The sequence below is a fragment of the Streptomonospora alba genome (genome assembly GCF_000826685.1).
GTDB classification, from domain to species: Bacteria; Actinomycetota; Actinomycetes; order Streptosporangiales; family Streptosporangiaceae; genus Streptomonospora; species Streptomonospora alba.
Genome location: NZ_JROO01000026.1, coordinates 19,637 through 38,198, shown reverse-complemented (window position 1 = coordinate 38,198; position 18,562 = coordinate 19,637). Strand labels below are relative to the sequence as shown.

Sequence of the window (18,562 nt, the reverse complement as noted above, 5' to 3'; positions counted from 1 at the left end):
GCGGCCATGCCCCAGCGCTCCACCACCCCGGGACTCGACCCGCGGATGCACGCGGCACTGCACCGGCTGGACCTGCGCATCATCCGCCGCCTGGAGGGCCTGCTGCACGGCGAGCACCTGGGCCTGTGGGCGGGGCCCGGCAGCGAGCCCGCCGAGGCCCGGCCCTACCAGCCGGGCGAGGACGACGTGCGGCTGATGGACTGGTCGGTGACCGCGCGCACCACCCAGCCCCACGTGCGCGACCTGGTCGCCGACCGCGAACTGGAGAGCTGGACGCTGCTGGACCTCTCGGCCAGCATGGACTTCGGTACCGCTCTGGAGGGCAAGCGCGAGGTCGCCATCGGCGCCATGGCCGCCGTCACCGTGCTCACCCAGCGGGTGGGCGACCGCTTCGGCGCGCACTTCCTGCACCGGGGCCGGATCCGCCGCTGGCCGGCGCGGTCGGGCAAGGCGGCGCTGATGTCGCTGCTGTCGACGGTCGCCGCCGCACCCGAGGGCGGCGCCGACGTGGAGGACGCCACGCTGGCCGACGCCCTGGACGACCTGGCCCGCACCCGCTCCCGCCGCGGCCTGCGCGTGGTGATCTCCGACTTCCTCGACACCCCGCCCGAGGCGGTCTCGGCCGAGTCGCCGGCGCCCTGGGAGCGGGCGCTGCGCAGCATGGGCACCCGCCACCAGACGCTGGCGGTGGAGGTCGTCGACCCCCGCGAACTCGACCTTCCCGACATAGGCTTGGTCACGATGCAGGATCCCGAGTCCGGGCGCACCCGCGAGGTCCGCCTCACCCCGCGGCTGCGGCGCGACTACCAGCAGGTCGCCCAGGATCAGCGCGCCGCCGTGCGTGCGGCCCTGCGCCGCTGCGGGGTCCCCCACCTCGTGCTGCGCACCGACCGCGACTGGATCGTGGACGTGGCGCGGTTCGTGGTCGAGCAGCGCCGCACCGCCCACCGGCTGTCCCGGCACACGCCGGCCATCCCACGCTGATCGCCCGGCCGGCGCCCGCGCGTCCCGGCGCCGGCGCACCGGCCGGGTACACACGCCCTCGGGGCGCGCGACCAGGCAGGAACGCAGAAAGGACGACCGGGTGACATTCCTCTCGCCAGGCTGGCTGTGGCTGCTGCTCGCCCTGGCCGCACTCGTCGCCGCCTACGTCGTGCTGCAGTTCCGCCGCCGCGAGGACACGCTCAGGTTCACCAACCTCTCGCTGCTGGACCGGGTGGCGCCCCGGCGGGCGAGCTGGCCGCGCCACATCGGCGCCGTCCTGTTCTTCCTGGCCGTGGCGGCGCTGATCGGCGCGATGGCCCGGCCGGCGATGCCCGTCGAGGTGCCGCGGGAGCGCGCCACGATCATGGTCGCCATCGACGTCTCGCCCTCGATGGCCGCCAACGACGTGGACCCCAACCGGCTCAGCGCCGCCAAGGAGTCAGCGCGCGGTTTCGTCGACTCGCTGCCCGACCGGTTCAACGTGGGCCTGGTGGCGTTCTCCTCCACGGCCAGCGTGATCTCCTCGCCCACCCAGGACCACCAGGCCGTGACCGACTCCATCGAGACCCTGCAGATGTCGCCGGGCACCGCCATCGGCGAGGGGGTGTTCACCTCGTTGGAGTCCATCCGCTCCTTCGACGAGGAGGCCGGCGACAACCCGCCCCCGTCGGCGATCGTGCTGCTCTCCGACGGCGAGAACACCAGCGGGCGCCCGATCACCTCCGCCGGCGGCGCCGCCTCCGATATCGGAGTGCCGGTCTCCACGATCGCCTTCGGCACCGGCGCCGCCATCATCGAGATCAACGGCGAACCGGTGGAAGCCGACATCGACAAGGGGGCGCTGGAGCGGCTGGCCGCCGACACCTCCGGCCACTTCTACGAGGCCGAGTCCGAGGCCGAGCTCAGCGACGTCTACGACGACATCGGTTCCTCGCTGGGCAGCGAGACCGTCGACCGCGAGATCGTCACCCGGTTCGTGCTCGTGGGCCTGATACTGGCCGCGGCCGGTGCGGTGGCGTCGATGGTGTGGAGCCAACGGGTGCCCTGAGGCACATGGCCGCTTCCGGCCAGCGCGGATCCGCCGCGCGGGGCCCGGAGTCCCATCGGCGCCGGTGGGGGTCGCACAGGCGCCCGCGCCGGGGCCGCTACCGCGTTTGCCCAGTTCGCCCGGTAGCGTGGCAGTGTTTGCGGTTGCCCTCATCCTTGGGACGACGGAAAAGGAACGATGCCCCCAACAGCCCCCGCACCCGAGGCGATCCTCTTCGACCTCGACGACACCCTGCTCGACGACCGCGCCGCCAGCTCGGCGGGCCTACGTGCGATCATGGACCGCCTCGGGCACCCGGAGTTCTCCGCCGCCCGCCGGTTGTGGGACGTCCAGACCGACATCTCCTTCGGCGCCTACATCGCCGGACGCCTGACTCTGGAGGAGCAGCGCCGCGAGCGGGTACGCGCCCTGGCCATCCAGGCCGGCCACGCCCACATCTCCGACGAGCACTGCGACGAGCTGTACCACCTCTACCTGTCGGCCCACCGCTCGGCGTGGGCGCCCTTCCGCGATGCGGCGCCCGTGCTCGGCGAGCTGGCCCGCAGCGGGCTGCGGCTGGCTCTGGTCACCAACGGGATCGAGCAGCTGCAGCGCGACAAGCTCGCCGTGCTCGACCTCGCCGCGTTCTTTCCCACGGTGATCTGCGCCGACACCGCCGGGGCGGGCAAGCCCGATCCCCATATCTTCCTCACCGCCTGCCAGACCGTCGGCGTGGCGCCCGAGCGCGCCTGGCACGTCGGCGACCAGCTGCAGGCCGACGCCCTCGGCGCCATGGCCGCCGGCCTCTACCCGGTGCTGGTGGACCGCCACGAGCGCAACGAAGGCGCCGACGTGTGGACCGTGAGCGGCCTGGAGGAGCTGCTGCGGGCGGTTCAGGCCGCCCGGCCGCCGGCGCCCCACCCCCAGGTCGGCCGCGCCGCCGACGCGGGGCTGTGAACGGGCAGGGCGCCGCCCCCGGGCGGCGGGGGCGCCGGGTCACCGCCCACCTCGCGCTGGTCGGCGACGACGGGCGCGCGGTGCTGCCTGCCGGGGGGCCGCCGGGCGAGGAGCGCCTGCCCGGGGCGCGGGTCGGTTTCGGCGAGGACCCGGCCGAAACCGCCCGTGCCGCCGCCGGGCTCCCCGGCGGCACGCCGGTGGCGCCCTGCGAGGTCCGCACGGAGTTCGCTCCGGCTCCGGCCGCGGACGGCGGCACGGTGGAGCTGCATATCGACCGGCTCTACTACACCGCTCCCCTGGCCTGGGCCGGGCCCGCGCCCGCCGGGCGCAGCCTGCCGGTGCGGGCGGCGGTCGCGCTGCCCGCCCGGCCCGGCGCCGAGGAACTGGCCGAGGAGGAGGCCCGGCGCCCAGGGCCGGTGCTGCGCCGGTTCTCCTGCTACGGGGTGGTCACCGACCCCGCCGGGCGCATCCTGCTGTCGCGGATCGCCCCCGGGTTTCCCGGCGCGGGCACGTGGCACCTGCCCGGCGGCGGCGTCGACCACGGCGAGACGGCACGGGCGGCGCTGCGCCGCGAGGTGGCCGAGGAGACCGACCAGCTCTGCGGCGTGGGCGAGCTCATCTCGATCTCCCACCACCGGCGCACCCGCGAGCCCGGGCCGGAGAGCCCCGAGAGCGACATCTACGCGGTGTGGGTGTTCTTCCACGCCCACGTGAGGGAGCCGCGCGCGCTGCGGGTGGCGGAGGTCGAGGGCTCCACCGACGACTGCGCGTGGTTCGCCGCCGACGATCTCGCCCACATTCCGCTCTCCACCACGGCTAGGCGGGCCTTCACCGACCTGTCGCGCGTGGACGCACCCGTGCAGTAGGCCGCCCGCCCCTCAGTGGCGGTCCAGCACCATCCGGCGCAGGGCCCACACCCCGACTCCGGCCCCGATGGCCAGGACGCCGACCACCACGGACTGCAGGGGCAGGCTGAAGGCCAGCACCACGCATCCGGCCAGGCCCACCACGGGCACCAGCAGCGGCGGGCGGTTCTCGCGCGGGCCCAGCCGCAGCGCCGAGGCGTTGGTGACGGTGTAGTAGACCAGCACGCCGAAGGCGGAGAACCCGATCGCGCCGCGCACATCGGCCACCAGCACGATCAGGCACACCACCGCGCCCACGGCGAGTTCAGCGCGGTGCGGACCGCCGAAGCGCTCGTGCACGGCCGCCAGTGCGCGCGGCAGGTGGCCGTCGTCGGCCATCGCCGCCACGATCCGCGAAACCCCGAGGATCAGCGCCATCAGGGCGCCGAGGCTGGCCAGCGCCGCGCCCACCGACACCAGGGGGGTCAATTGGGGCCAGCCGGCTGCGACGACGGTGTCGGCCAGCGGCGCCTGGCTGTCGGCGAGCCTGCCGTGGCCCAGGACGGTCACCGCGGCGGTGCCCACCAGCAGGTAGACGGTGAGGACGCCGATCAGGGAGATGGCGATCGCACGCGGGATGGTGGTGGCGGGGTCGCGGACCTCGCCGCCCAGCGTGGCGATGCGCGCGTAGCCGGCGAAGGCGAAGAACAGCATTCCCGCCGCGCCCAGCAGTCCGAAGAAGCCCGGCCAGTGGGTGTTGATCGCCAGGTGCCCGGGGTCGGCTTCACTGCCGCCCAGACCGACGGCGGCCACGGCGCCCAGGACCGCCAGCACGGTGACCAGCAGCACCCGCGCCAGGCCCGCCGACGTGCGCACCCCGACGTAGTTGACGGCGGTCAGCCCCACCACGGCGGCCAACGCCAGCGGGCGGCTCCACTCGGGGGCGGCGTAGGCGGCGAAGGTCAGCGCCATCGCGGCGCACGAGGCCGTCTTGCCCACGATGAAGGCCCAGCCCGCGATGTAGCCCCACAGTTCGCCGAGCCGCTCGCGCCCGTAGACGTAGGTGCCTCCCGACTCCGGGTGGCGTGCGGCCAGCCGGGCCGAGGAGGTCGCGTTGCAGTAGGCGACCACGGCGGCGATCAGCAGCGCCACCCACATCCACGCGCCGGCCTCGTCGGCGGCCGGTGCGAAGACCGCGAACACCCCGGCGCCGATCATCGCCGCGGCGCCGACGGTCACCGCATCGGCGGTGCCCAGCTCCCGCGAGGATCTCGCCTGCGATCCAGAAGAGGTGGTCATACCGGCAGAGTCTGCCCCACCGTGATCACGCGTCAGTGAACATCTCCCCTACCCGCGGCGACCACAACCGGCCGCACCCGCCGCACGTAGGGTCGCCTGCACCGGCCGCTGCCGCGGCCGGATCCGGCCGTGCGGGCGTGTCGGCCCACTCGGCCGAGCCGTACGGGGCTCCGGCGCTCTACCGCCGGCTCACCGTCGGTGAGACCGACGTCACACTCGGGCACGGCCGTGCCGCGGCCCGGCCCCGCCCCCGCGGTGGCCGGATGCCGCGGCCGGGCGCGAGGCCGAGCGAAGGTCGCTGCGCTCGGGCCGCGCCGTGTTTCAGCGCGGCCAGGGCGTTCCGGTGTGCTCGCTGATGTCCTCGGCCGCCGCCTGGCGGAGCTGGCGGGAGAGGTCGGCCAGCGCTCGCGATACCGCGAGCTCGTCGCCGATCTCGGGAACATCGTCGTCGGTGGGGTGCTTGCGGGCCATGCCGTGGCCGCGCAGTCCCGCACCGTCATGGGATTCGAGCCCGACCTCGGCCCATGTGCGGGCGGAGTCGCCCTCGGCCTCCTCTGACAGCAGGATGTCGACGTTCCACCGCTTCATGGTGTGCATCGCCATCCACCTCCCGTCGCCGCCGGCCGACTCAGCGTTCGGCGGCCTTCTCCTCGATGTGGGCGTCGGGTCCGGGGTAGATCAACGACTCGTTGTCGACGTCCTCGTCCAACCACCGGACCTGGTAGGGCGGCGCGCCCTCGCGGCCGCGCACCTGGGTGACGACCCCGGTGCGGCGGTGCATGTCGTCGCGGGGGCCTTCGACGACGAGGTGGTCTCCGATCCGGGCTCTCATCGCTCCTCCCCTCGACACGTCCGTGCCTGTGTGTCCTCACCTGCGGAAGTTACCCACCATCCTGCGCCTGCTCACCGCCGAATTCAATGCCGTGCGGGCGATGGATCCGCAGGTGGGAGCGGGCGCGGGCGGGGCGCGGGGAAGGGCCGGCGCGCCGGTGCGCGGCCGCTGCCGAAACCGCCCTACTCGACGCCTGCGCTGAGGGTGCGACCGCCGTCGAGGGTGTGGGTCTGGCCGGTGACCCAGGAGGCCTCGTCGGAGGCGAGGTAGGCGATGGCGGCGGCGATGTCCTCGGGCACGCCCAGCCGGCCCAGCGGGTAGCTCTTGGCGGTGGACTCCTCGTCCTCGAACAGCGCCTCGGCGAACTTGGTCTTGACCACGGCAGGGGCGACGGCGTTGACGCGGATGCCCACGGGCGCCAGCTCATAGGCCAGCTGCTCGGTCAGATTGATCAGCGCGGCCTTGCTGGCGCCGTAGATGCCGATCCCGGGCGAGGGGTGCTGGCCGGCCAGCGAGGCGACGTTGACGACGGATCCGCCGTGCTCGGCCATCCAGGCGCGGTGGACGGCGCTGACCCAGGAGGCCGCGGCGATGACGTTGATCTCGAAGATCTTGGCCATCGCGGCGGGCTCCAGATTGACGATCGCGTCGAAGACGGGGTTGGTGCCGGTGTTGTTGACCAGGACGTCGATGCGGCCGAACTCGTCGAGGGTGCGCTGGACGACGGCATCGCGGTGCTCGGCGTCGTGGGCCTTGCCCGCCACGCCGATCGCGGTGCCCGCGCCGCCCAGGTCCGCGACCGCCTGCTCCAGCGGTTCGGGGTTGCGCCCGGTGATGACGACCTTTCCACCCTCGTCCACGATGCGCTGGGCGGCGGCCAAGCCGATCCCGCGGCTGGCTCCGGTGATGATGGCGACCTTGCCGGCAAAACGTCCCACGAGCTGTGTCCTTTCGTCCGTGCTTCGACGGCACAACACTACCGACCAGTCGGATTGTGACGCGGACCGCCTCGGGTCCCGTACCTCCACGCGCGCCCGCCCGTGCACGTCCGCGCAGCGCACGAGCCTACGGCCGCGGCTGGTAAGGTGCGCCGGTGGCGCGCGGACCGAGGACCTCCGGCGCGATCGGCGCCGCGCCCCGACGGGCCGGCGAGGCAGGCCCCCGCGGGGGCGCACATGGGATGGGAGGCGCCGTGGAGCGGCGCGAGCAGGACGGCGGTCCCGGCGGCGAGCACCGCCACCAGCACTACTTCGACGCCGACCCCGCCGCCCCCAGCCGCCCCTCCTCGGTCGATCTCGTACTGCCCGATGTGCACCTGCGCCTGGCCACCGACCGCGGCGTGTTCTCCGCCGACCGGGTGGACCTGGGAACCCGCGTCCTGCTGGAGTCGGTACCCGCGCCGCCGCACCAGGGCAGGCTGCTCGACCTCGGCTGCGGCTACGGACCCGTCGCCCTGGCCATGGCCGCCCGGGCACCGGAGGCGTCGGTGCTGGGGGTGGACGTCAACACCCGGGGGGTGGAGCTGGCGCGGCGCAACGCAGCGGACAACCACCTTTACAACGTAGATTTTCTATTGGTCGACCAGGACGGCTCCCCCGCAGACGGCTCCGCTCGGCCCCGAGCGGCGCCGGAGGGGCCCTTCGACGCGATCTGGTCCAACCCGCCCATCCGCATCGGCAAGCCCAAGCTGCACGCTCTGCTGCGCACGTGGCTGGGCAGGCTCGCCCCCGGCGGCGCCGCCCACCTGGTCGTCCAGCGCAACCTGGGCGCCGACTCGCTGCACCGCTGGCTGGAGCAGGACGCCGGGCTGGCCACCACACGCGCCGCCTCACGGGCCGGTTTCCGCGTCCTGCGCATCCAGGCGCCCTGACGCCGCGCCGGTTGCGCACAGCCGCGGGCGCCCACCCCTGACCTTCGCGCGGCGATGCCGCTATCGTGGAGGCGGAAACCGCACGTCCTGGCCCCATCCACTCGTACACGAGGAACACACCGCAGGTGAGCACGCAGCTGCGCCCCACCGACGTCAAACGACTCAACCGCCACTGGCGCAGGCGCACCCAGGGCCGTATCGCCCTCATCGCAGAGTCCGTCACCCAGCCGTTCAACCTGGGCTCCATCCTGCGCACCTGCGCGACATTCGGGGTGGAGACCGTCTGGCTCGCCGGCAACAGCGCCGATCCCGCCCACCCCCAGGTGGGCAAGACCGCTCTGGGTACCGAGCAGAAGCTGCATCTGGAGAAGGCGGCCGACGCCGCACAGGCGGTCGCCGCCGCGCACGAGGCCGGATACCGCGTCGCCGCAGTCGAGCTGGCCCGCGGCGCCGTGCCGCTGCACGAGGCGCCGCTGGAGGGCGACATCTGCCTGGCCGTGGGCGCCGAGGACCACGGCTGCTCCCGTGCGCTGCTGTCCGGCGCCGACACCGTCGCCTACATTCCGCAGGTCGGACGGGTCGGCTCGCTGAACGTGGCCGTGGCCGCCGCCGTCGCCGTCGCCGAGACCCGGCGCCGCGAATGGCAGCAGGACCCGGTCGGAACCCCGGAAGACGCCGATGCCGCCGGAGACGCCGGGGCGAGCCCCGCGCGCTAGGCCGCGGCCGTGCCGGCGGTGCGCTGAGCAGGGACTCCGCAAACATCGCCGCCCGGGGGGTCGAGGCGGGGCATCGGGGGAATATTTCCAGCTCCGCATTCGTATCCACACACTGAAACCGACGCGAGAGAGGACACGTGGACCCGTCCCGAAGTACCGGCAGCGTCCCGGACGGACGCTGCTCCCCCGACTCCGACGAGCCGCCTTCACCAGATAGCGCCCGCGCCGCAGACCACTGCTCCGAGGCGGTGCGTGCGAAGTGAGCGTGATCCTGAGCATCCTCCTCGGAGCACTGGTGATCCTGGCGATCACAGCGGCGACGGGCTACTTCGTCGCCCAGGAGTTCGGCTTCATGGCGGTGGACCGCTCCCGCCTGAAGGCCCGCGCCGCCCAGGGCGATGCCGGGGCACGACGTGCTCTGGGCATCACCGGCCGCACCTCGTTCATGCTCTCCGGCGCTCAGCTGGGCATCACCGTCACCGGCCTGCTGGTCGGCTACGTCGCCGAGCCGATGATGGGCGAGGGCATCGGCGAGCTGCTGGGCTGGGTCGGGGTTCCCGCCGGGACCGGCATCGCGATCGGCATCGCCGTGGCGCTGCTGTTCTCCACCGTGATGCAGATGGTCTTCGGCGAGCTGTTCCCCAAGAACCTGGCCATCGCCCGCCCCGAGCCGGTCGCCCGCTGGCTCGCGCTGTCCACCGGCGTCTACCTGCGTCTGTTCGGCTGGCTGATCTGGCTGTTCGACCAGGCCTCGCTGGTGCTGCTCAAGGCGGTGGGGATCGAGCCGGTCGAGGACGTCCAGCACGCCGCCACCCCCCGCGACCTGGAGTACATCGTCGAGGAGTCGCGCGAGAGCGGGGATCTGCCCGCTGAGCTGTCCACGCTGCTGGACCGCACGCTGGACTTCCACGACCGCACGGCCGAGCACGCCATGATCCCGCGTCCGCAGGTCTCCACCGTCGAGACGGGCGAACCGGTGAGCCGCGTGGTCGAGCTGATGGCCTCGGGCCACTCCCGCTTCCCGGTGCTGGGCGACGGCGTCGACGACATCGTCGGCGTGGTCTGCCTGCGCGACGTGCTGGAGCTGGGCGACCGCACGCTCTCCGACGTCCGGGTCTCCGACGTCGCGCGCCCGCCGCTGCTGGTGCCCGGTTCGCTGCCGCTGCCGGCCGTGCTGAACCGGCTGCGCGAGTCCGAGGAGGAGTTCGCCTGCGTGGTCGACGAGTACGGCGGCCTTGCGGGCGTCATCACCACCGAGGACATCGCCGAGGAGCTCGTGGGCGAGATCGCCGACGAGCACGACCCCGAGGACGCCGGCGAGGCGCGCGTGGGCGAGGACGGCAGCTGGCTGGTGCCCGGCGCGCTGCACGTCGACGAGGTCGAGCGTCTCATCGGCCACGACCTGCCCGAGGGCGACTTCGAGACCATCGGCGGCCTGGTCATCGCCCAGCTGCGGCGGCTGCCCGAACCCGGCGACAGGATCAGCGTGGCGCTGCCGCGCAACGTCGGCGCCGCCGAGCACGAGCCGCTGCGCACCGTGGATCTGGGTGTGCGCACCGTCGACCGGCACGTGCCCGAGACCGTGCGCCTGGAGCTGCACGAGGAGCCCGCCGGCGAGCCCGCCGACCAGGACAGCGAGGTGAACGCATGAGCGACTTGAACCCGCTGGTGGCGCTGGCCGCCACGGTCGTGATCATCGCGGCGAGCGCGTTCTTCGTGGCCATCGAGTTCGCGCTGGTGGCCGCCCGCCGCTACCGCCTGGAGGAGGCCGCCGAGACCAGCCTCTCGGCGCGCGCGGCGCTGAAGAGCGCGCGCGACCTCTCGCTGCTGCTGGCCGGCTCCCAGCTGGGCATCACCCTGTGCACGCTGGCGCTGGGCGCCGTCACCAAGCCGGCGGTGGAGCACATGCTGCATCCGCTGTTCACCGGGTGGCTGCCGGCTGCGGCGGCAACCGCGGTGGCGTTCGTGGTGGCGCTGATCACGGTGACCTTCGTGCACCTGGTCGTGGGCGAGATGGCGCCCAAGTCCTGGGCCATCTCCCACCCCGAGCGCTCGGCGACGCTGCTGGCGCTGCCGATGCGCGCGTTCATGTGGCTGACGCGCCCGGCGCTGGTACTGCTCAACGGGCTGGCGAACTGGACCCTGCACCGCGTGGGCGTGCAGGCCGTCGACGAGGTCGCCTCCGGGCACGGGCCCGAGGACCTGCGCGAGCTCGTCGACCACTCGGCCAAGGCGGGTGCGTTGGAGGAGGACCGGCGCGACCAGTTGGCCACCGCCCTGGAGATGAACTCGCGGCCGCTGCGCGAGATCACCACACCCCGCGAGGAGTTGGCGGCCGTGGCGCCCTCGGCCTCTCTGGAGGACGTCAAGCGCGTCTCCCGCCAATCCGGCCACCTGCGGCTGGTGGTGCGCGAGGGCGCCGAGCCGGTGGGCGTACTCCACGTGCGCGACGCGCTGACCAGCACGCCCGAGACCACCGCCGCCGACCTGATGCGGCCGGTGCTCACCTTGGAGGGCGACACGCCCATCTACGCGGCGCTGGGCGTCATGCGCGAGAGCCGCACCCACCTCGCGCTGGTGGAGGAGCAGGGCCGCTTGGCCGGGCTGGTCACGCTGCAGGACATGCTGGATCGGCTGCTGCTCGACTCCGCCGCCTGAGCCGGCCGCCCGCCGCCGATCCGACCGGCCGCCGCCCCCGCCCGGGGGCGGCGGCCGCGGTTCGCGCGGCGCCGGCGCTCGGCGGGTGGCCGCGCACGCGGTCTCGGCGCCCACGGCGGGTCGCGGCCCTCACCCGCCGGGCGGAGGCGGGCCGGTCCCCGCCGCGTTCGGCCGAGCCGCTACCGTAGGCCGCGGACGAAGCCGGCGACGAGGGGAATCGGGGGCGTGGTGCAGGCTCGCGGAGCGGACCGGATGTGGGCGGTGGCCCTGGCCGCCGGACTGTGGGGAACCTCGGCGCTGATGCGCGACCCGCTGGCGCAGGTGCTGCCGGCCTCGACCATCGTGGTCTACGAGCACGCCGTCATCGTGGTGCTGCTGCTTCCGTGGCTGATACCGGCGCTGCGGGCGCTGGCCGCGGCCGGGCCCGCGGTGATCGCGGCGGTCGCGGTGATCGGCGGCGGCTCCTCGGCGCTGGCGACGATGCTGTTCACCCTGGCCTTCACGGTCGGGGACCCCATCACGCCCCAGGTGCTGCAGAAGCTGCAGCCGGTCTTCGCGATCGTGCTCGCTGTGGTGCTGCTGGGCGAGCGGCTGGCGCCGCGCTTCGGGCTGTACGCCCTGCCGGCCCTGGCCGGGGCGTGGATCCTGGCCTTCCCCGATCCGCTGGGGGTCACCGTCGACGACGCCCGCGGCGCGGCGCTGGCGGTGGGCGCGGCGCTGCTGTGGGCCGCCGGCACCGTGCTGGGCCGTCTGGCCGGCGTGCGGTTGGCGTTCATGCACGTCACGGTACTGCGCTTCACCTTCGGGCTGCCCGTGGCGCTGGTGATCGCGCTGGCGTCGGGCGCTTCCCTGGCGGTGGGACCCGCCCAGGTTCCCCGGCTGGTGCTGCTGGCGCTGATCCCGGGCCTGCTGGCGCTGACGCTGTACTACTGGGGGCTGCGCCGCACCGCGGCCAGCCGCGCCACGCTGGCCGAATTGGCATTTCCGCTGGTCTCGGCGGTCGTGGGAGCGGGTCTGCTCGGCGGGAGCCTGCAATGGAGCCAGTGGGCGGGCGGCGCCGTGGTGCTGATCGCCGTGACCTCGATGGCCCTGAACCGGTCGGGGCCGCGCCCCTCGGGAGTGCACGTGCCCGAGGACACTCCGGCCGCCCGCCCGGCGGTGCACTGACGGACGGCCCGGCTGCGGCGACGCGGCGCGGGTGCGGGGACTCAGGGGTCTTCCTGCGGCCGCGGGCACGGGGCCGGGGAGTGTCGCACCGGGACACGACGGCCGCGCTGCGGTCGGACGTGCGCGCCGGAGCGAACGGGCGCAGAGGCTGCGGTGGGGGCTGGAACGGTCTCGTCGGGGCCGGGCTCACCCGTGCGGCGTCCGCGCCCGCTTCATGGGCGGCGGGGCCGCGCGGCGCAGGGCCGGTGCGTGCGCGTGCTCCTCAGGCCGAGGCCAACGACGCCGACAGGGCGGTCGCGAAGCGGTCGCGGAGGCGCGGGTCGCAGTGGGCCGCCTCCAGGACGCGCAGCTCGCGGTCGGCATCGGGGCCGGCCTCGTGGTCGGTGCCCTCGGCGGCCGCCACCGGCATCGAGGAGGATCCGTCCCAACCCGGCATCGACGGGAAGGTGACGTCGAGGACGACGCGTTCGCCGCCGGACTCCACGAGCAGGTAGCGGTGCACGTCCCACATCCCGCTCTCGGGCAGGGCGGCGGCCGCTTCCTCGCCGAAGCGTTCGCGCGCGTCCTGGGGCGTGCACCGGTGGACGCGGTGCACCAGGCGCGGTCTGGTCTCGGGCCAGCCGCGCTCCAAGGCAGCGGCGAGCAGTTCGTGCTTGGTGGCGCTGGTGCCCTGCCACTCGTCCAGAGTGGCCTGGGCGGTGCGGTCGGCGGGGGGTCCGAAGGGGATGCGGTGGACGGCGTCGACCACCTGGGCGAGGGAGGCGTCGGCGGGCAGGCCGGCCCGCTTGATGAGTGGATCCAACATGACGGCCAGCGTAACGAAACGCGGCAGTGCCGTGGTAGGCGGTGATCACCCGCCTCCGAGCGCCAGCCCGGCGCCGCCCCGGAGGCGGGCGGGCGCGGGCCGGCGCGGCCGCGGAGTCCTCAGCCGTTCTTGGTGGTGAGGGTGACCTCGATGTTGCCGCGGGTGGCGCGCGAGTAGGGGCACACCTGGTGGGCGGCCTCGACCAGCTTCTGCGCCTCCTCCTGGGTCTTGCCGGGGATGGTGACCTCCAGCTCGACCGCCAGGGTCAGGCCGTCGTCGGCGCTGCCCAGGCTGACCCGGGAGTCGATCGTGGAGCCCTCGGCGGAGTCGCCGGCCTCGCGGGCGACCTTCTTCAGGGCGCCGTGGAAGCAGGCCGCATAGCCCACCGCGAACAGCTGCTCGGGGTTGGTGCCGGGGCCGTCGTCGCCGCCCAGGCCCTTGGGCACGGACAGGTCGACGTTGAGGCGGTCGTCGGGGGTACGGCCGTAACCCTTGCGGCCTTCGCCGGTGACCTCGGCTTCGGCGGTGTACATGACCTTCATCGCACATTCTCCTTTTCGGATGGGCTCGTGCCCGCGGCCCGGTGGCCGCGGGTCGCTGCCCCCGCCGGGCGCCGCCGCCCGCTCACCGCCGGCAGCGGAGATCGTCGGTGGCGGCGGTGGCGGAGTCGGTGATCCGCTCCAGGGCCCGGCGCAGCTCCGCGGCCTCGGCCGCGGAGACGCCGGCGGCCTCCAGCACTGAAGCGGGGATGCCGGCGGCCTGCTCGCGCAGTCGAGCGCCGTTGCCGGTGAGAGTGACGCGCACGACACGCTCGTCGCCGCCCGTGCGGCTGCGCCGCACGAGGCCGCCCGCCTCCAGCCGGCGCAGCAGGGGCGACAGGGTTCCCGAATCGAGTCGCAGTCTGGTGCCCAGCTCCGTGACGGTGAGGTCGCCGTGCTCCCACAGCACCAGCATCGCCAGGTACTGAGGGTAGGTGAGGCCGAGCTCGCCGAGCAGTTCCCGGTACAGGCCGGTGAGCGCGCGCGAGGCCGCATAGACCGCGAAGCACAGCTGGCGCTCCAGCGCCTGCGGGTCGGACTCGGACGTGTCGGTCATGGCGCGGGCGGCCCCTTCCTCCCTCGGCGCCACTCAATTTAGCACAACCGAATTGCGCACAACCGATAGCCCCGCGGTCTCACTCGGACGCCTGGGCACGGCGCAGCTTGCGGGCGATGTCGCGCAGGCTGATCAGTTCGTCGCGGCTGAGCACCGCTCCCACGTAGTCCTCGATGGCCGTCGCGTGGGAGCGACCGGCCCGCTGCAGGACCTCGCGGCCGCGCTCGGTGAGTCCCACGACGGTGCCCCGCCTGTCGCCGGGGTCACCGTCGCGGCTGACCAGGCCGTCGGCGGCCATGCGCTCGACCAGCCGGCTGATTCCGGGCTGGGTCAGCAGCACGTGTTCGCTGAGGTCGCGCATCCGCGTGCCCTCCGGGCAGCGCGAGAGGGTGAAGAGCACGTCGTACTCGCGCATGGAGACCTCGGTGCGGCGGAAGTCGTCCTGAAACCGGCGCATCAGTGCGACCTGGGCGCGGGCGAGTTCCTCCCACGCCTGCTCGGCGAGCTTGTCCCTGGCCATTCCTCCGCCTTTCCGCGCTGGCGCCCGCGGGCCCTTCGGCGGGAACGCTCCGGCCGGATCCGGGGCGGGCGATGCCGCCCGTTGCCCGCTGCGGGCCCCGCCGACTCATCATTCCATCGACCGGCGACCTCCGGCGGGGCCGCAGCGCCCGTCCGCCTTCGGCGGATGCGGCCCCGCCCGCAGCTACCCGCCCACCGGGCTCCCCGCCACGTGTCGGCCGCCGGCTGCCGGCCTCGGCGGCCGCGCACCGGGGCGGCGATGCCCCGCCGGCCTCAGATGGCCTTCCAGCGCTGCAGCAGGTGGAAGGCGCCCCATCCCGGCAGCACCGGCAACCAGAAGGTCAGCAGCCGATACAGCAGTACCGCCGGCAGCCCCACCGCCGCCGGAACCCCGGCGACCGTGGTCAATCCGCCCAGCAGCGCGGCCTCGACCGCGCCGAGCCCGCCGGGGGTGGGTGCGGCCGAGCCGATCGCGTTTCCGGCGAGGAAGACCACGGCCAGCGCGGCGATGCCGGCGCTGCCGCCGAACGCGGCGACGGAGAAGCCCAGGCACATCACGAACGCCACCGTCAGCAGCAGCGTCCCGCCCACGCCCAGCATCAGCCGGCGCGGGTGCTGCAGCAGATCCAGCAGCTGGGGCAGGGTGTTGTGGAAGTAGGGCCGCGCCCGGTCCAGCACCGCCCGCCGCAGGGCGGGCACGAGCAGCACCAGCGCCACGGCCACCGCCAGGCCGGCGGTGACCGCGATGGCCGTCACCGAGGGCGAGAAGTCGGCGAGGTAGGCGGTTCCGGTCAGGTAGGCGCAGATCAGCAGCAGGGGCACGTGCAGGATCAGCCCCACCACCTGGGAGAGTCCCACCGCCGAGATCGCCAGCCCGGCCGAGGCGCCCATCTGGGAGACGTAGCGGGTGTTGATCGCCAGCGACCCCAGACCGGCGGGTGCGGCGATGCGCACGAACGAGCCGGCGTACTGGACCAGGACGGTCGTCCACAGGTTCAGCGGGATCGGCACGAACCCCATCAGCGCCATGGCCGCGGCGACCATGCACAGCGTCGAGGCGCCGAACGCGGCCCCCGCCCAGCCCAGGTTCGCGCCGGAGATCGTGGTGAGGTCGACTCCGGCGAGCTGGTAGGTCAGGATCAGCCCCACCGCGGTGGCGGCCGCGACGCTGACCACGGTGCGCGGACGCATCCGCTCCAGGCGGGCCGGGCGGGCCGGCGCATCGGGCACCGCGCCCGTGATCTGCGCGCGGATGGCGCCCAGCATCTCGCGGTTGGCGCGCAGCCGGCTTCGGACCGCGAAGGGCATCCCGGCGGCCTGCAGGAACGGCAGCGCGGCCGCTGCGGTCTCGCGGCCCAGCACGCGGATGGCCGCCTCCACCGCCCGCTGCTCCCCCACGCGCAGCGCCAGCACGGTCATCAGCGCCGCCACGTCCAGCGACGCCTTGATCGGGGAGGCGGCGACGGTGCCGTTGGCCAGGCCGGCGAAGACGACCCGCCCGTTGAGCCGACGGCCCACGGTCGCACCGTTGAGGTTGCCGTGGGTGATGCGGTTGCGGTGCAGCAGCGCCAATTCGGTGAAGACTTCGTCGAGCGCCTCGTCGGTGAGCTCGGCGGTGGACATCTCGTCGAGGGCGCGCAGCGGCACGTGCTCGGTCACCAGCGCCACGGTGCCCAGGCCCAGCTCGCCGATGCCCAGCACCCGCGGGCCGGCGGCGCCCGCGGCGCGCGCGGCGAAGTCCATCAGCGCGGCGTGCTCGACCCGGCGCTGCACCCCCAGCAGGACCGAGGGCGCGGCAGGTCCGCGCAGCATCGCCGCGGCCAGCAGCCGCTTCCACACCCCGTTGGTGTCCTCGCTGCGAAACAGCACCACGTCCAGGCGCCGGTCGACGGTGTCGACGGCGTAGCGCTGGTTGCCTTCGGCGTCGCCGCCCAGCGGGGTCAGGCCCAGCGGCTCCCAGCCGAAGCGGCGCAGCTCGCGCATCAGGCGCCCGGTGGCCGGAACCGGCCGCGACAGGCCCACAGCGTAGGCGGCCACCGACGCGCAGGTCCAGGCGGCCAGCACCGTCAGCAGCAGCGACAACGGCGTGGTAACCCCCGCCAGCAGCACCGAGGCCGAGGTCAGCGCGATTCCGCCCCACATCGCCGCCCGGACACGGGGCATGTGCCCCAGCGGCAGCGCGCGCACATAGGCCACGGCAGCGGCGATGTAGGCGTGCAGCGGCGAGGTGAACATGCTCTGGGCCTGCGGGCCCAGCAGCACCTCCGGCAGGGACTCGGAAGGGGTGAGCGCGTGCGCGGTGGCGTTGATCGCGCCGGCCAGGCCGTAGGCGAATGCGGCCGCCGCCAGCGCGCGCACGCTCTGGCGGAACTCCCGGCGCAGAAGCCGCTCCACCGCGGCGACCGCGGCCAGCACGATGACGATCAGATTGGCCACGCCGGCAGCGAGAGCCAGTACCGAGGGCGGCAGCAGCGTGCGCAGCTCGGCCGGATACGCGGCGTCCTGGCCGTCGGTGGTGAAGCGCACGGCGATCAGCACTGCGGCGATGGCCAGCACTCCTGCCGAGGCCACCAGCAGATCAACGGGTCTTCGGGCGGTGGGCCCCAGCGCCGGGAGGCGCTCGTCGGCGCCCTGGTCCGGGTTGACTCCTGCGAAATTCACGGTTCCAGACTGCCCGAATCCGGGTGGTGCCCGTGCCAGCCGCGGGGCGGTGGCGTGTCCGCGGTGCGCGCACGAGACGCAGGGTGCCCCTCGGTCACGCTTGGTGACCGACGTCACGCCCCGGCGTAACAGCGCCGTCACCGCCGGTCGATCGGGTGAAACGCGCGGGGGGCATCGTCGGGGGCATGGGTGATGACGTGCGGACCGACGTGAAGACGCGGACAGGACGGGCGGGCGCGCGGCACGTGCCCGCCCGGGGGTTCTTCGGCCAGGAGCTGGTGGATGTGGGCGGGCTGTTGCTGGCGGCGGGGGCTGCGCACCTGCTGGTGCTGTCCCTGGGACACAGCGACCACGGCGGCCGCCTGCTGGCCGCGGCCGGAGCCGTGGTGCTGGCGGCCTCGACACTGCACCGCTGGAGGGCGCACCGCGCCGGCGCCCGCCCGTTCGGCCGCGGTCCTGCGGCGCCGCACGGCGGCGCGGCCGACGTTGCGGATCCGGGCGCACCGGAGCGGGAGCGGCTGTGGCGGGTGCGGGTGGCCGTCGACGATGTGCCCGGAGGGCTGGCCGCGCTCACCGCGCAGATGGCGGGACGCGGCGTGGACATACGGCTGCTGCAGGTCCACCCCGGGGGTGACGAGGCCGTCGACGAGCTTTATGTGACGGCGCCGGCCGGGGTCGGCGCCGAGGTGCTGCGTGCGACCGCGGCCCGCGCGGGCGGACGCCGCGCGGTCGTCGAGCCCGCCGACGTCCGCGATCTGACCGACACCGCGGCGCGCGCGCTGTCGCTGCTGGCCGGTCTGGTCGGCGGGCAGACGAGCCTGCCGGAGGCGCTGGTGTCGGTGTCGGGGGCCGAGGCCGTCGAGCGCCGCTCCGCTCCCCCGCCGGGGCTGGAAGCCGAGGACGTGCGGCGCACGGAGATGTCGCTGCCCGATCCCGAGGGCGGCGCGCTGGTGCTGCGCCGCGCCGTCCCGTTCACCCCCGTGGAGTTCGCGCGGTGCCGGGCGCTGGTGCGGGCCGCAGCCTGCCTGCGGGCCCGCCTGCGCACGGACTCCCACGAGGTGCCCGCGAGCTGATCCGGCGATCGGCTGCTCAGGCCGGGATCGGATGTGTTGCCGAAGTCCGGATCC

Annotated in this window: 19 protein-coding genes; 10 read left to right on the top strand and 9 right to left on the bottom strand. The window is 74.2% G+C overall.

Annotated features, from left to right (window positions below; translation table 11 throughout):
- Positions 1-6 precede the first annotated feature (6 nt).
- From LP52_RS13230 to LP52_RS13215, 4 genes are all read left to right on the top strand, one after another.
- Positions 7-984, top strand: coding sequence for a DUF58 domain-containing protein (locus LP52_RS13230; RefSeq protein ID WP_040273722.1), 978 nt, complete (start codon positions 7-9; stop codon positions 982-984).
- Between the two features lie 100 nt (positions 985-1,084).
- Positions 1,085-2,032 (top strand): VWA domain-containing protein, encoded by a 948-nt coding sequence (locus tag LP52_RS13225; protein ID WP_040273721.1) that lies wholly within the window; start codon positions 1,085-1,087, stop codon positions 2,030-2,032.
- Between the two features lie 177 nt (positions 2,033-2,209).
- Entirely contained in the window at positions 2,210-2,968 is a 759-nt protein-coding gene (locus LP52_RS13220) for an HAD family hydrolase (RefSeq protein WP_052809801.1), read from the top strand.
- The gene (locus tag LP52_RS13215; RefSeq protein WP_040273719.1) at positions 2,965-3,834 is read left to right on the top strand and encodes an NUDIX hydrolase; all 870 of its coding nucleotides are present in this window, start codon (positions 2,965-2,967) and stop codon (positions 3,832-3,834) included. The genes LP52_RS13220 and LP52_RS13215 overlap by 4 nt, the downstream gene beginning before the upstream one ends.
- Positions 3,835-3,846: 12 nt before the next feature.
- Here the strand turns inward: LP52_RS13215 and LP52_RS13210 are convergent, their stop codons facing one another.
- The 4 genes from LP52_RS13210 to LP52_RS13195 form a co-directional block, all read right to left on the bottom strand.
- Entirely contained in the window at positions 3,847-5,112 is a 1,266-nt protein-coding gene (locus tag LP52_RS13210) for an APC family permease (RefSeq protein WP_040273717.1), read from the bottom strand.
- A gap of 321 nt (positions 5,113-5,433) precedes the next feature.
- Positions 5,434-5,709, bottom strand: a complete 276-nt coding sequence (locus LP52_RS13205) for a DUF1876 domain-containing protein (RefSeq protein ID WP_040273823.1) — start codon at positions 5,707-5,709, stop codon at positions 5,434-5,436.
- Between the two features lie 31 nt (positions 5,710-5,740).
- Complete coding sequence (locus LP52_RS13200; RefSeq protein ID WP_040273716.1) at positions 5,741-5,944, bottom strand: DUF1918 domain-containing protein; 204 nt, start codon at positions 5,942-5,944, stop codon at positions 5,741-5,743.
- A 182-nt stretch (positions 5,945-6,126) separates the two neighbouring features.
- Positions 6,127-6,882, bottom strand: coding sequence for an SDR family oxidoreductase (locus LP52_RS13195; protein WP_040273714.1), 756 nt, complete (start codon positions 6,880-6,882; stop codon positions 6,127-6,129).
- A gap of 254 nt (positions 6,883-7,136) precedes the next feature.
- On the opposite strand from LP52_RS13195, the gene LP52_RS13190 reads away from it, so the two are divergent.
- The 5 genes from LP52_RS13190 (at position 7,137) to LP52_RS13170 (ending at position 12,355) form a co-directional block, all read left to right on the top strand.
- A complete protein-coding gene (locus tag LP52_RS13190; protein WP_238580907.1) occupies positions 7,137-7,814 on the top strand; it encodes a class I SAM-dependent methyltransferase in 678 nt (225 codons plus the stop codon).
- Positions 7,815-7,939: 125 nt separating this feature from the next.
- Positions 7,940-8,530 (top strand): TrmH family RNA methyltransferase, encoded by a 591-nt coding sequence (locus LP52_RS13185; protein ID WP_040273713.1) that lies wholly within the window; start codon positions 7,940-7,942, stop codon positions 8,528-8,530.
- A gap of 259 nt (positions 8,531-8,789) precedes the next feature.
- The gene (locus LP52_RS13180; RefSeq protein ID WP_040273711.1) at positions 8,790-10,181 is read left to right on the top strand and encodes a hemolysin family protein; all 1,392 of its coding nucleotides are present in this window, start codon (positions 8,790-8,792) and stop codon (positions 10,179-10,181) included.
- Positions 10,178-11,188, top strand: coding sequence for a hemolysin family protein (locus tag LP52_RS13175; protein WP_040273710.1), 1,011 nt, complete (start codon positions 10,178-10,180; stop codon positions 11,186-11,188). Before LP52_RS13180 ends, LP52_RS13175 begins: the two co-directional genes overlap by 4 nt.
- Positions 11,189-11,413: 225 nt before the next feature.
- Positions 11,414-12,355: a DMT family transporter gene (locus LP52_RS13170; RefSeq protein WP_238580906.1), complete on the top strand. Its 942-nt coding sequence runs from the start codon at positions 11,414-11,416 to the stop codon at positions 12,353-12,355.
- Between the two features lie 262 nt (positions 12,356-12,617).
- On the opposite strand, the gene LP52_RS13165 is transcribed toward LP52_RS13170, so the two are convergent.
- The 5 genes from LP52_RS13165 to LP52_RS13145 form a co-directional block, all read right to left on the bottom strand.
- A complete protein-coding gene (locus LP52_RS13165) occupies positions 12,618-13,160 on the bottom strand; it encodes a hypothetical protein (RefSeq protein WP_040273707.1) in 543 nt (180 codons plus the stop codon).
- A 119-nt stretch (positions 13,161-13,279) separates the two neighbouring features.
- Positions 13,280-13,702, bottom strand: a complete 423-nt coding sequence (locus LP52_RS13160; protein ID WP_040273706.1) for an organic hydroperoxide resistance protein — start codon at positions 13,700-13,702, stop codon at positions 13,280-13,282.
- Positions 13,703-13,784: 82 nt separating this feature from the next.
- Positions 13,785-14,255, bottom strand: coding sequence for a MarR family winged helix-turn-helix transcriptional regulator (locus LP52_RS13155; RefSeq protein WP_040273705.1), 471 nt, complete (start codon positions 14,253-14,255; stop codon positions 13,785-13,787).
- 79 nt (positions 14,256-14,334) lie between these two features.
- Positions 14,335-14,775 carry a MarR family winged helix-turn-helix transcriptional regulator gene (locus tag LP52_RS13150; protein ID WP_040273703.1) on the bottom strand — a complete coding sequence of 147 codons (441 nt, stop codon included), beginning with the start codon at positions 14,773-14,775 and terminating at the stop codon, positions 14,335-14,337.
- A 272-nt stretch (positions 14,776-15,047) separates the two neighbouring features.
- Positions 15,048-17,435 carry a lysylphosphatidylglycerol synthase transmembrane domain-containing protein gene (locus tag LP52_RS13145; protein WP_338011644.1) on the bottom strand — a complete coding sequence of 796 codons (2,388 nt, stop codon included), beginning with the start codon at positions 17,433-17,435 and terminating at the stop codon, positions 15,048-15,050.
- A 185-nt stretch (positions 17,436-17,620) separates the two neighbouring features.
- On the opposite strand from LP52_RS13145, the gene LP52_RS13140 reads away from it, so the two are divergent.
- Positions 17,621-18,508, top strand: coding sequence for a hypothetical protein (locus tag LP52_RS13140; protein ID WP_052809799.1), 888 nt, complete (start codon positions 17,621-17,623; stop codon positions 18,506-18,508).
- Positions 18,509-18,562: the final 54 nt, after the last annotated feature.